The sequence below is a fragment of the Caballeronia sp. LZ024 genome (assembly GCF_031451455.1).
Lineage (GTDB): Bacteria > Pseudomonadota > Gammaproteobacteria > Burkholderiales > Burkholderiaceae > Caballeronia > Caballeronia telluris.
In genome coordinates this window covers 2,635,134-2,647,374 of sequence record NZ_JARUXL010000001.1, presented here as the reverse complement: position 1 = coordinate 2,647,374, position 12,241 = coordinate 2,635,134, and the positions used below count along the sequence as shown (strand labels likewise).

The 12,241-nt window shown below is 65.4% G+C and carries 8 protein-coding genes; 5 read left to right on the top strand and 3 right to left on the bottom strand.

Translation table 11 applies throughout. From position 1 onward, the window contains the following. Positions 1-243: 243 nt before the first annotated feature. From xdhA to xdhC, 3 genes are read left to right on the top strand one after another with little or no spacing between them, the layout of a single operon-like run. Positions 244-1,761: a xanthine dehydrogenase small subunit gene (gene xdhA, locus QCE48_RS11905; RefSeq protein ID WP_309787647.1), complete on the top strand. Its 1,518-nt coding sequence runs from the start codon at positions 244-246 to the stop codon at positions 1,759-1,761. A 15-nt stretch (positions 1,762-1,776) separates the two neighbouring features. Further along, positions 1,777-4,140 carry a xanthine dehydrogenase molybdopterin binding subunit gene (gene xdhB, locus QCE48_RS11900; protein ID WP_309787649.1) on the top strand — a complete coding sequence of 788 codons (2,364 nt, stop codon included), beginning with the start codon at positions 1,777-1,779 and terminating at the stop codon, positions 4,138-4,140. Then, positions 4,137-4,631 carry a xanthine dehydrogenase accessory protein XdhC gene (xdhC, locus tag QCE48_RS11895; RefSeq protein ID WP_309787651.1) on the top strand — a complete coding sequence of 165 codons (495 nt, stop codon included), beginning with the start codon at positions 4,137-4,139 and terminating at the stop codon, positions 4,629-4,631. Before xdhB ends, xdhC begins: the two co-directional genes overlap by 4 nt. A 669-nt stretch (positions 4,632-5,300) precedes the next feature. Here the strand turns inward: xdhC and QCE48_RS11890 are convergent. The 3 genes from QCE48_RS11890 to QCE48_RS11880 form a co-directional block, all read right to left on the bottom strand. After that, positions 5,301-6,239, bottom strand: a complete 939-nt coding sequence (locus QCE48_RS11890) for a LysR family transcriptional regulator (protein WP_309787653.1) — start codon at positions 6,237-6,239, stop codon at positions 5,301-5,303. A 193-nt stretch (positions 6,240-6,432) separates the two neighbouring features. After that, positions 6,433-7,092, bottom strand: a complete 660-nt coding sequence (locus QCE48_RS11885; RefSeq protein ID WP_309787655.1) for a 2-hydroxychromene-2-carboxylate isomerase — start codon at positions 7,090-7,092, stop codon at positions 6,433-6,435. Between the two features lie 111 nt (positions 7,093-7,203). Continuing rightward, positions 7,204-8,721 carry a TAXI family TRAP transporter solute-binding subunit gene (locus QCE48_RS11880; protein WP_309787657.1) on the bottom strand — a complete coding sequence of 506 codons (1,518 nt, stop codon included), beginning with the start codon at positions 8,719-8,721 and terminating at the stop codon, positions 7,204-7,206. A 751-nt stretch (positions 8,722-9,472) separates the two neighbouring features. On the opposite strand from QCE48_RS11880, the gene QCE48_RS11875 reads away from it, so the two are divergent. Both QCE48_RS11875 and QCE48_RS11870 read left to right on the top strand, forming a co-directional pair. Next, positions 9,473-9,841: a BON domain-containing protein gene (locus tag QCE48_RS11875; protein ID WP_309787659.1), complete on the top strand. Its 369-nt coding sequence runs from the start codon at positions 9,473-9,475 to the stop codon at positions 9,839-9,841. A gap of 216 nt (positions 9,842-10,057) precedes the next feature. Then, entirely contained in the window at positions 10,058-12,166 is a 2,109-nt protein-coding gene (locus QCE48_RS11870) for a D-(-)-3-hydroxybutyrate oligomer hydrolase (RefSeq protein ID WP_309794152.1), read from the top strand. The last annotated feature ends 75 nt before the right edge of the window (positions 12,167-12,241 follow it).

Genomic DNA, 12,241 nt, shown 5'->3' with positions numbered 1-12,241 from the left:
CATATGTTGCGGTGCAGCGTCCGCCAAGTTTTGTAACCAGATGGACCAAATCCCGCCTTTCCGCGCTATGGGAGGGCGCCGCAAACCCTTGATCCAAAAGGCTTCCCGATAATATTGGGACAGGAATATGTCGTTCATCCTGGGCCGGCTATGGGTTGTGGTTTTTGTCGATGATAGTTTTCCGACCATCGCCACAGGCTGCGCGAGCCCCGCGCAACCAACATTCGAGCCCAGAGACCCGCAATGAGCCAGCCGATTCGCTTCTACCACCGCAACGCGATCCGCGAAGTGAGCGACGCATCGACGACCCGCACCGTCCTTCAATACCTGCGCGAGGACGCGCGCTGCACCGGCACCAAGGAAGGCTGCGCGGAAGGCGACTGCGGCGCGTGCACCGTCGTGATCGGCGAGGCGGATTCGACGGGCGGCGTCGCGTTCAAGGCGGTGAACGCGTGCATCCAGTTCCTGCCGACGCTCGATGGCAAAGCGCTCTTCACCGTCGAAGACCTGCGTCAGCCGGACGGCTCGCTGCACCCGGTGCAACAGTCGCTCGTCGATTGCCACGGCTCGCAGTGTGGTTTCTGCACGCCGGGCTTCGTCATGTCGATGTGGGCGCTCTACGAAAAGCACGGTCATGCGACGAGTCCGTGCGCCGCGAAGTCGGCGCCGTCGCGCGAGGAAATCAGCAACGCGCTGACCGGCAACCTGTGTCGCTGCACGGGCTACAAGCCGATCGTCGATGCCGCCGAAAAGATGTTCGACGCGCCCGCGCCGCTCGCACCGGTCGACGTGGCGGCGCTGGCGCAAAAGCTCGCCGCCATCAAACGCGACGACACCTTCCACTACGAGCACGCCGACCGCCGCTTCGACGCGCCGCGCACCGTCGAGGCGCTCGCGCAACTCAAGGCCGAGCGGCCGGAAGCGCGCATCCTGGCGGGCAGCACGGACGTCGGCCTGTGGGTGACGAAGCAACTGCGCGATCTCGGCGACATTGTCTACGTCGGGCAGATCGAGACGTTGCAGCGCTGCGAAACCAACGATCAGTGGATCGAGATCGGCGCGGGCGTCACCATCGAGCGCGCGTATGCGGAACTCGCGAAGCAGTATCCCGAACTCACCGAAATGTGGCAGCGCTTCGCCTCCCTGCCGATCCGCAACGCCGGAACGATCGGCGGCAACGTCGCGAACGGCTCGCCGATTGGCGATTCGATGCCCGGCCTGATCGCGCTCGGCGCGCGCGTCGTGCTGTTCGGCGCGAACGGCGAGCGCGAGATGGCGCTCGAAGACCTCTACCTCGCGTACCAGAAGAAGGACATGGCGGAGCACGAATTCGTCGCCGGCCTGAAGGTGCCGACGCGCAGCGGCGCGCGCGCGAAGCTGCAGTTCCGCACCTACAAGCTCTCGAAGCGCTTCGACTCCGACATTTCCGCCGTGTGCGCCGCGTTCTCGTTCATCGCCGATGGCGACACGATCCGCGAGCCGCGCATCGCGTTCGGCGGCATGGCCGCGACGCCCAAGCGCGCGACCCACGCCGAAAGCGTCCTCGCCGACGCGCAGTGGCACGAAGCCACCGCGCAGGCCGCGATGGTCGCGCTCGGCCGCGATTACGCGCCGCTCACCGACATGCGCGCAAGCAGCAATTACCGCCTCGATACGGCCAAGAGCCTGATGTACCGGTTCTGGCTCGAGACGCGTCCGCACGATCCGCTGCCGAAGCACGCGCTCGATGTGCGCGCCATTCAACTGGTCGAAGTGCAGTAAGAGGAAACCAACACAATGAACCAGCAAGCCGAAGCCTTCCTCACCGACGCCCAGTCGCTCGCCGACGAAATCGACGCGTTCAAGCAAGTCCACGTTTCGCGCCCGCACGAATCGGCGCATCTGCATGTCAGCGGGCGCGCGAGCTACACCGACGACATTCCGCTCGTCGCCGGCACGCTGCACGCCGCGCTCGGCATGAGCCCGAAGGCGCACGCGAAAATCGTGTCGATGAACTTCGACGCCGTGCGCGCGACGCCGGGCGTCGTCGCCGTCTTCACCGCCGAGGACATTCCGGGCGTGAACGACTGCGGCCCGATCATCCACGACGATCCGGTGCTCGCCGACGGCATCGTGCAGTTCGTCGGCCAGCCGATGTTCATCGTGGTCGCGACGTCGCACGATGCGGCGCGGTTCGCGGCGCGCCGCGCGCAGATCGAATTCGAGGATTTGCCCGCCGTCTTGACCGCGCAGGACGCGCGCAAAGCCGAATCGTATGTGCTGAAACCGCTCAAGCTCGCGCGCGGCGACGCGCCCGGCCGCATGGCGCGCGCGGCGCACCACGAGCGCGGCGAGATGCTGCTCGGCGGCCAGGAGCAGTTTTATCTGGAAGGACAGATCGCCTACGCCGTGCCGAAGGACGACGACGGCATGCACGTCTTCTGCTCGACGCAGCATCCGAGCGAGATGCAGCATCTCGTCGCGCACGTGCTGAAAGTGCCGTCGCATAACGTGCTGGTCGAATGTCGCCGGATGGGCGGCGGCTTCGGCGGCAAGGAATCGCAGTCGGGCATCTTCGCGTGCTGCGCCGCGCTCGCCGCATGGAAGCTGCTATGCCCGGTCAAGCTGCGCCCGGATCGCGACGACGACATGATGATCACCGGCAAGCGCCACGACTTCCATTACAACTTCGAAGTCGGTTATCGCGACGACGGCGTGATCGACGGCGTGTCGGTCGACATGACTTCGCGCTGCGGCTTCTCCGCCGACCTGTCGGGCCCGGTGATGACGCGCGCCGTCTGTCACTTCGACAACGCGTACTGGCTGCCCGACGTGCATATCGAAGGCTATTGCGGCAAGACCAATACGCAGTCGAATACCGCGTTTCGCGGCTTCGGCGGACCGCAGGGCGCGTTCGCGATCGAGTACATCATCGACAACGTCGCGCGTTCGCTCGGCATGGATTCGCTCGACGTGCGCCTGAACAATCTCTACGGCAAGACCGACAACAACCGCACGCCCTACGGCCAGACGGTCGAGGACAACGTGCTGCCGGAACTGCTCGGCGAACTGGCCGAGACGAGCGACTACCGGCGCCGTCGCGAAGCCGTGCGCGAATTCAACGCGAAGAACGAGATCCTGAAGAAGGGCCTCGCGCTCACGCCGGTCAAGTTCGGCATCGCGTTCAACGTGACGCACTTCAATCAGGCGGGCGCGCTGGTCCACATCTACACCGACGGTTCGATTCTCGTGAACCACGGCGGCACCGAGATGGGGCAGGGGCTCAACACCAAGGTCGCGCAGGTCGTCGCGCACGAACTCGGCATCGACTTCGGGCGCGTGCGCGTGACGGCCACCGACACGAGCAAGGTCGCGAATACGTCGGCCACCGCGGCTTCGACGGGAACCGATCTGAACGGCAAGGCCGCGCAGGACGCCGCGCGCCAGTTGCGCGAGCGGCTCGCGAAGTTCGCCGCCGAGAAGTTCGGCGGGAGCGAGGTGGCGGCGTCGAGCGTGCGTTTTGCGAACGACCGCGTGATCGTCGGCGACGATGCGATTCCGTTCGAGGAAGTCATCGCCAAGGCGTATCTCGCGCGCGTGCAACTGTGGTCCGACGGCTTCTACGCGACGCCCAAGCTCCACTGGGATCAGGCGGCGCTGCAAGGCCGGCCGTTCCACTATTACTCGTATGGCGCGGCGGTGTCGGAAGTGGTGATCGACACGCTCACGGGCGAGATGCGCGTGTTGCGCGCGGACGCGTTGCACGATGTCGGCGATTCGCTGAATCCGGCGCTCGACAAAGGTCAGGTGGAAGGCGCGTTCGTGCAGGGCATGGGCTGGCTCACGACCGAGGAGTTGTGGTGGAACGCGGGCGGCAAGCTGATGACGCACGCGCCGTCGACGTACAAGATTCCGACCGTCAACGACACGCCCGCCGATTTCCGCGTCAATCTCTTCAAGAACCGCAACGTGGAGGACAGCATCCACAAGTCGAAGGCGGTCGGCGAGCCGCCGCTGCTGCTGCCGTTCTCGGTGTTCTTTGCGATTCGCGATGCGGTGGCGGCGGTCGGCGACTACAAGGTGAATCCGGCGATGAACGCGCCGGCCACGGCCGAGGAGATCCTGAAGGCGGTGAATGCGGTGAGGAGCGCGCGGTCATGATGCACGTCGTATTGTTTGGCGCAGGCCATGTGGGACATGCGCTCGTGAAGGTGCTCGGGACGCTGCCGTGCGTCGTGCAGTGGGTCGATGCGCGCGACGAGCTCTTTCCCGACGAAGTGCCCGCCAACGTGCAGATCGAACCGACCGACCTGGCCGAAGCGATCGTCGATGAAGCGCCGGCGGGCGCGTACTTTCTCGTGATGACGCACGATCATTCGCTCGACTTCGCGTTGACCCAGCGCATCATGCGACGCGAGGACTTTGCGTACTTCGGGCTGATCGGATCGAAGACGAAGCGGGTGAAGTTCGAGCGGCGGCTGGTGGAGCGCGGCGTGTCCGGGCATCGGCTCGCGGACATCACCTGTCCGATCGGGGTCGAGGGCATCGTCGACAAGGCGCCGGTTTCGATTGCGCTGGCGGTCGCGGCGCAGTTGCTTCGGGTCCACAGTGGTTCGCTTTCGCGGGTTCGGGCGGCTGTGAACGCCGCTTGATGTTTCCTTGCTGCTAGGGAACTTGCTTTCGCGTCGGTCTATTGGCTCTGCCCCTGTGCGGGGCGGGACTTGCTTTCTTTGGCTAGCGCAAAGAAAGTAGGCAAAGAAAGCAGCTTTTCAGGCAGCAGTCTCACAACGTCAACGCACTTGATAAACTGAGTGGACCTACCGCCTAAGTGTCGCCCTCGAAGGCCCACCGCGCTTCGTAAGATTGACCACTGTGTCATCGCACAGTGAAGTTTTTGGTAAGGCAATCATCCATCCGTCCACGCTTCGCGGACGAAAGGCATAACCGAAAATCAGCGGTGGGCAACCGCAAACATCAATCGCGCGACCCATGCATCTGACGTCTGAGCGAAGCGAAGATGGATGGATGACTGCTGTACCATTGTATTCGGTGCGCGAGGACACAGTAGTTAATCGCACCAACCCCTCTTGTTCTTTGCGGGTGACACTTAGGCGGTATGTCCACTCCGTGCTGCAATTGCGGTCACGTCCTAACTCTGTGAGCCGAATAGCTGCTTTCTTTGCCTACTTTCTTTGCAGCAGCAAAGAAAGTAGGTGCCGCCCCGCACAGGGGCAGAGCCAATAGACCGACGCGAAAACAAGTTCCAAAGAAGAAACTAATATCGCATAGAGTGGTGTTGGACGCAGAACCAACTGCCCCGTTCACCCTCCCGCCCGCTTCCCCGTCAACCCCTCCGAAACCTGCGCCATCAACGCGCGCAGCCACACGACATCGGTCGGCTGCTCCGGCTGCGGCAGCGAAAGCTGATAGCACTTGATTCGCGGAAAGGGCACCGGCGACTCCAGCACCGCCAGCGGCAGCATCGCCGCGTAATGCTGGGCGAACCGCCGTGGCGCCGTGAAGATCAGATCCGACTGCAACAACACCTGCGGCACGAGCCCGAAGTACGGAATCGTCGCGACGATGCGCCGCCGGATGCCTGCGCGTTCCAGCCCGATATCAATCGGATGGCGCTTCGCACCGCTATACGGCGTCGGCGCCAAGTGGGCCGCGAGTGCGTAACGCTCGGCCGTCAGCGGCTCGCGCGCGAGCGGATGGTCGGCGCGCATCAGGCAGACGAATACGTCGGTGAAAAGATCCTGGCGCTCGAAACGCGGCTCCGGCTTCGTCCAGTTCGCAACGACGAGATCGATCTCGCCCTCGTCCAGCGCGCGCTCGTGATCGCGCATCGGACTGAGCGATTCGATCTCCAGGCGCGCGTGCGGCGCCGCCTCCCGAAACGCGCCGACCAGCGTCGGCATGAAGAAATCGTTGAGATAGTCGGGCGCGGAGATGCGGAACGTGCGCCGCGAACTGGCCGCGTCGAAATCGCCGTGCGGCGTCGCAATGAACTCGACCTCGCGCAACGCGCGCTGCGCCGGCGCGAGCAGCGACTCGCCGTACTCCGTCGGCACCATGCCCTGCTTGCCGCGCACGAGGATCGGATCGTTCAGGATTTCGCGCAGACGCCGCAGTGCGGTGCTGATCGCCGGCTGCGTCTGGTTCAACCGCTGCGCCGTCTGCGTCACGCTGCGTTCGAGCAGCAGCGTGCGCAGCACGCGGATGAGCCAGATGTCGAGTGAATCGGCGATGTCGTTCATGGGCGCGGATTAGATACGGACGGCGGCGGGCCGCAAACGGAGAGTCGGGAAACGCCCAAGTTAAGCCGTTCCGGCGCCCGACGCCATAGCGGGCGCGCTATGCGCGGCATAGGCGGCGTGCCTGTGCAAGAAGTCGAACGGCGAACGGGCGCTCGCCGCGCAAGAGACAAGCGCCTCAATTGCGTCCGTTGCGCTACCCGAAATCCACGTCCGTCGGCGCCATCGGCAGGCTGCTGATGCGGCGAACCTCCGTCCCGTCGAGCCAGTTCGGCGAGCGCGCGACGTAGAGCACCATCGGCAGCGTGTCCTCGCCCCAGAACAACTGGTCGTTGACGACGAAGGTCGGCACGCCGAACACGCCGAGCGACACCGCCAGATCGTTGTTCGCCCGCAGTTTCGCCTTGGTGTCCTCTTGCTCGATCAGCGTCTCGCCGTCCGGCAATCCGACTTGCTGGCACAGATCGCGAAAGCCTTCGGGCGTCGACGGATCGCGGCCGTCGCGCCAGATGAAGCGAAAGATGTCGCGCACGCACGCGATGTCGCTGCCCGCCGCGACGGCAAGGCGCAGCGGCTTGCTCGGATCGAACGGATGCTTGGGCGGCATCCGGAACGGAATGCCCAGTTGCTCCGCGCGAAAGAGCGCGTGCCGATAAGTGAAGACGCGTTTCGACGGAATCGTCGCCGCGTGCGGCTGGCCCCACCGGTCGAGCAGTTTGTACAGTTCGACCGGCGTCACCTCGAAAGGCATCGCCGGCCATTTGTCGTGCTGTTCGAGCAGCAGATACGAGAACGGCGAGATGAAATCGAAGAAAAAGTACGGCTGGCCGTGACCGGGGGTGTTCGAGGCGCTCATGATTGTTCTCCCTGACCTGATGCTTGCTGCGCGCTGTGACTCGATCCAATGGTGTATTCACTTGCGTCGGATCGTGACTCCGCCCGACTTTTATCCATCTTAAGTGCTGCGTCACGCTGTGTCTGTCCGCGACGCGACATCGCGCGCAACCGGCGTGCCGCGCGCGGAGCCCGCCTCGCGTCCCGCGGACGGTCGTTCGCCGCGAGCCGCCTGCGCGTCGCGCGCGAGCGCCTGATCCTGCGTCAGCCGATGCCGCACGAAGCCGATATGCTCCCGCAGCACGTAGAACTGGTCGGCGAACGCGAGCGGCATCTTCATGCGATTGACGGCGTTCTCGATTGCGTCGACCCGGTCGATCAGCGCCGCGCGCTCTTCCTGGCCGGGGTCGCCCATCGCTTCGCGCTCGATCGCAATCAGCGCGCCATACCAGCGGTAGATGCGCGATTTCACGCGCCACCGGTAGAGCCCCGGCACGAGCCTCAGACCCGGAATCAGCACGACGATGATCGGCACCAGCAGCACGATCACGCGATCCGCGAGACTCGCGACCCAGAACGGCAGCGTGCGGTACAGGAAACTCTTGCCCGACTTGTAGTAGCGCTCGGCGTCGTCGCTGATCCGGTATTCGTGGACGAGCGGCGCCGGAAACTCGTTCGCGCGCTGCATCAGGTTCGCGCGGCCGTAGACTTCGCGCGCCGCTTCGATCAGCAAATCGGAGAGCGCCGGATGCAGTCCGTCGCGGGCAACCAGTTCGGCGGTCGGCGCGACCATGTGGATCGGCTTGGGCGGCAGATTTTTCGCGAAATCGAACGCGCCCATCGGCAGCTCGATCACGTTCAGGTACGGAAAGCGCCTCGAGTAGGCATCGGCCTGCGAAAAATCGAAGAAGCGCACGCCAGGCATGCGAAAGAGGCGGCCCATCGTCGGCGGCTGCGCGGAGTCGCCGGTGAGAAAGACGGCGTCGACATCGCCCTTGACGAGCGCCGCTGCCGCTTCGTCGCCCGCGAGCGGCAGCAGTTCGGTGTCGTCGCCCGGCTCGATGCCGTTTGCCTTCAGGAGCGTGAGCGCGAGCGCCCGCGTGCCGCTGCCTTCGGCGCTGATCGCGAGGCGCTTGCCCTTCAGCTCCGACAGACGCGAGATGACCGGGCCGTGATAGAACACGGCAAGCGGCACGTAAGCGACGCTGCCAAGCGACATCAGGTTGTCATGCGTCGCGCCCGGCGTGCTGACGCCGCCCTGCACGAAGCCGACGTCGACCCTTTGCTTCGGGTCGTCGAGACGGCGCAGGTTGTCGAGCGAGCCTTGCGTTTCCAGCACGTTGAGCGTGACGCCATTGCGCGCGAGGATCGTCTTGTATTTCTGCGCGCTGTTCCAGAACGAGCTGCCTTTCGTGCCGGCGGCGATCGTCAGCGTGCTCGGCGGCGCGGGCTGGATCAGGCGCACGGCCAGATAGATCGCGGCCGCGCTCACGAGGAGGATCGGCACGAACGTCAGCGCGAGGTCGCGCCAGGAAATCGCAACGAAGCGCGCGACGATGCGCGGCGGCTTGAGACGCGCATCGCGTGTGGCGCGGGAGTCCTTGTCGGGGCCGGTCCCGGGGTCTGGGCTGGGCTCTGGAGGCTGGTTCATCGCTTTGTCGGTGGTCGGAAGGCGGAAAGCGGGAGATGGCGGCGCCCGGCAGGCCGTCTTCCCGTCGTCGGTGATTCGGCAGCAAGTGCTTCGTTCGGATCGCAACCTCGCCGAAGATGGGGCGACGTGACACGTGGCTGCGCAACAAAACCTCGCGCGGCCAAGCGTCGTCGCGCGGCACCGGCTGCCCTTTCCCGACGATGGTACATGAGATCGAATCGGCACCGGACCGCCGCGACGGGCGAGAGCGGACGGCGAGCAGGCAGGTCGGCATGAAGCGCGCATGACGCGCGTATGTCACGGCGCCGGTTGCCCGGGGGCGTCGCTGTCGCTTAAAAGCTTTGCGCTTCTGTGCGTGCTGGATTAAATTGACGTTCGCCGCCGTGCACCTGCACACGCGTGCGTTCGACCCGCAATGTGGGTCGATGCGTATGCCGCGCACGTCAGAACGGAAGGCGGCGAGCTGACCAGCAGTCCGGCAGCCGCCGCGCAGCACCCCAAATATGAGCCGCCGGGCCACGCCCGCAACCGGCCGAGTATCGATTGATTCGCCAGCCTCTCGCAGCACCGTGTTGCCACATCCGCCGGTTCGCCGGCCGTCATGCATGCGCGCGGGCCGCGCCATGTCCACGGCCATCGCGTTCCGCACGATGTCGTAGCAAGCCGCCAGAAAGATGCGGTCCCATCCGAAGTAGCAACTGTGCGAAGTAGCAACTGTGCGAAGTCAATAAGCGAAGCAAAAGGAGAAATCATGAAAGCTGTCGATATGTTGAAGGCGCTGGGTGTGGTGGTATGCGTGGCCGTAGCCTCGAGCGCGTATGCCCAGTCGAGCGATGCCATGGCGACCACCGACTCGGCGGCCTCCGCCAAGGCCCAGAAGAGCACGACCAAGAAGACCGACCGCAAGCTGGGCAACGACGTGCGCCGCGCGCTGTCGAAAGCGCAGGGTTTTGACGTGTCGAACGTGTTCGTGAAAGCGCGCGGCGGCGCAGTGGTCCTGACCGGCACCGTGCCGGACGGCAGCCAGATCTCCCAGGCCGAGGAAGTCGCGAAGGGCGTGGCCGGCGTCAAATCCGTGTCGAACAAGATCACGCTCGGCGTGCAGGGCGGAGGGGGCTAAAGTCGAGCAGGACGTGGGGCGTCGTCGTGCGTAGCGCGGCGTCGCCGGGGCTCATGGCCTGACGGGTTCCGGCGCTTCGCGCGCCGGAACCCGTTTTCGTTTAGCGTCGCAGCATTCGTGTCGGACGCCGCGCGCCGTCCCGATATCGAGACGTCCGCAACAACGCCATGCCGGGCCGCTCGCCCGGTCACATAAAAATCATGACGGAGACTGAGAATGACAAGAATTCCAAGGCTTCCATGGATGACGGCGTTCGCCGCCCTGAGCGCGGTCGCGCTCGCTGCGTGCGGCAGCAGCGATGACGACAACAACAGCGCAGGCTCGAACAACACGCTGCCGAACTTCGTCGCGGGATCGGTGAAGACGCAGTCCTACGACGGCAATACCGACGACCTGCTGACCGCCGGCCGCGGCAAGACCGGGCGCGCCTCCGCGACGCCGCCGACGCTCGCGAGCCCCGCGCAGCCGACCGCCGCCGAATTGCGGCGCCTGGCGATCTATTCGAACTACCGCGCGCTCGTCGACATGTCGGCGAACGGCGGCTACGGTCGTTTCTGGGGGCCGAACGTCGACCTGAACGGCAACGACACGCTCGGCGAAGGCAAGATCGCCGGCAAGGAATACCTCGCGTTCGCCGACGACGGCAGCGGCACGAAGAACGTGAGCCTGCTCGTCCAGATTCCGGCAAGCTTCAATCCGGACCAGCCGTGCATCGTCACGGCGACGTCGTCCGGCTCGCGCGGCGTGTACGGCGCGATCTCGGCCGCGGGCGAATGGGGCCTGAAGCGCGGCTGCGCGGTCGCCTACACCGACAAGGGTAGCGGCAACGGCGCGCACGAACTCGCGACGAACATCGTCACGCTGATCGACGGCACGCTCGCGGGCGCCAACGCGGCCGGCAGATCGAGCGTTTTCACGGCGAACCTCGGTTCGACCACGGCAGCGACGTTCAACACGAATTTCCCGAATCGCTACGCGTTCAAGCACGCGCATTCGCAGCAGAATCCCGAAAAGGACTGGGGCAACAACACGCTGCAGGCGATCCAGTTCGCGTACTGGGCGCTCAACGATTCCTACGGCGCGCTCGACGGCACGACGCGCAAGGTCCGTTACGGCCGTGGCAGCATCACGACGATCGCGACGTCGGTGAGCAACGGCGGCGGCGCGTCGCTCGCGGCCGCCGAGCAGGATACCGACGGCTGGATCACGGCGGTGGTTGTCGGCGAGCCGCAGATCAACCTGAGCCTGCCGTCGCAGGTTTCGGTGAGGCAGGGCGGTGTCGCGGTCGGCGCGTTCGGCTCGCCGCTCGCCGATTACACGACACTCGCGAACCTGCTCCAGCCGTGCGCCGCGCTTGCGACCGCCGCGGCCGGTTCGCCGTATCTCACGGCGCTGCCGCTCGCGACGACCAACGCGATCCGCACCGCGCGCTGCGCGTCGCTCGCGGCGAGCGGTCTCGTCGCGGGCGGCGACACGCAGAGTCAGGCGAACGACGCGCTCGACAAGCTCCACCAGGCGGGCTATCAGTCCGATTCCGACACGCTGCAGGCGCCCATGTGGGATTCGCAGGCGGTGCCGGCGGTCGCCGTCACCTACGCGAACGCCTACATGCAGTCGAGCGTCGCGGACAACCTGTGCAACTTCAGCTTCGGCACGACCAATCCGCTGACGGGCGCAGCGGGCCTCACGCCGCTCGTCTCGCCGATGCTCACCGTGTTCGGCAACGGCAACGGCGTGCCGCCGACCAACGGCGTCAATCTCGTGTACAACGCGGGGACTTCGGGCGCGGCGGATCATCGTCTCGCCACCGCCGACGCGAGCTTTGCGGGCGCGGTCTGCATGCGCACGCTCTGGACAACGGGCAATCCGACGATGGCGGCGAATGTGAACGCCATCCGCGTGAAGGCGAACCTGCGCGGCAAGCCCGCGATCATCGTGCAGGGACGCGCCGACGCGCTCGTGCCGATCAACCATGCGTCGCGGCCGTATCTCGGCGCGAATCAGGTGGCGGAAGGCAAGTCGAGCCAGCTCGCGCTCTACGAGATCACGAACGGCCAGCATTTCGATGCGTTCCTGAGCGTCGCGGGCTTCGATACGCGGTTCGTGCCGGTGCATTACTACAACATTCAGGCGCTGAACCTGATGTGGAACCATCTGAAGAACGGCGCGGCGCTGCCGCCGTCGCAGGTGGTGCGCGCGACGTCGCGCGGAGGTACGCCGGGCTCGGCGCCCGCGCTGACGACGGCGAATCTGCCGGCGATATCCGCGAATCCGGGCGCGAATGCGATCACGGTCGCGGGAGGGGCGGTGAACGTGCCGAATTGACCGGCGGTTGAGTTGCGATAAGAAGAAAGCCGTTCGCCCTTTGCGGGGCGAACGGCTTTTTTGCTTTCGGGCTGG

What these genes read in the sequence shown, in the direction of transcription:
- xdhA (WP_309787647.1), top strand. Translation starts at nt 244, where the DNA reads ATGAGCCAGCCGATTCGCTTCTACCACCGCAACGCGATCCGCGAAGTG.
- xdhB (WP_309787649.1), top strand. Translation starts at nt 1,777, where the DNA reads ATGAACCAGCAAGCCGAAGCCTTCCTCACCGACGCCCAGTCGCTCGCC.
- xdhC (WP_309787651.1), top strand. Translation starts at nt 4,137, where the DNA reads ATGATGCACGTCGTATTGTTTGGCGCAGGCCATGTGGGACATGCGCTC.
- QCE48_RS11890 (WP_309787653.1), bottom strand. Translation starts at nt 6,239, where the DNA reads ATGAACGACATCGCCGATTCACTCGACATCTGGCTCATCCGCGTGCTG.
- QCE48_RS11885 (WP_309787655.1), bottom strand. Translation starts at nt 7,092, where the DNA reads ATGAGCGCCTCGAACACCCCCGGTCACGGCCAGCCGTACTTTTTCTTC.
- QCE48_RS11880 (WP_309787657.1), bottom strand. Translation starts at nt 8,721, where the DNA reads ATGAACCAGCCTCCAGAGCCCAGCCCAGACCCCGGGACCGGCCCCGAC.
- QCE48_RS11875 (WP_309787659.1), top strand. Translation starts at nt 9,473, where the DNA reads ATGAAAGCTGTCGATATGTTGAAGGCGCTGGGTGTGGTGGTATGCGTG.
- QCE48_RS11870 (WP_309794152.1), top strand. Translation starts at nt 10,058, where the DNA reads ATGACAAGAATTCCAAGGCTTCCATGGATGACGGCGTTCGCCGCCCTG.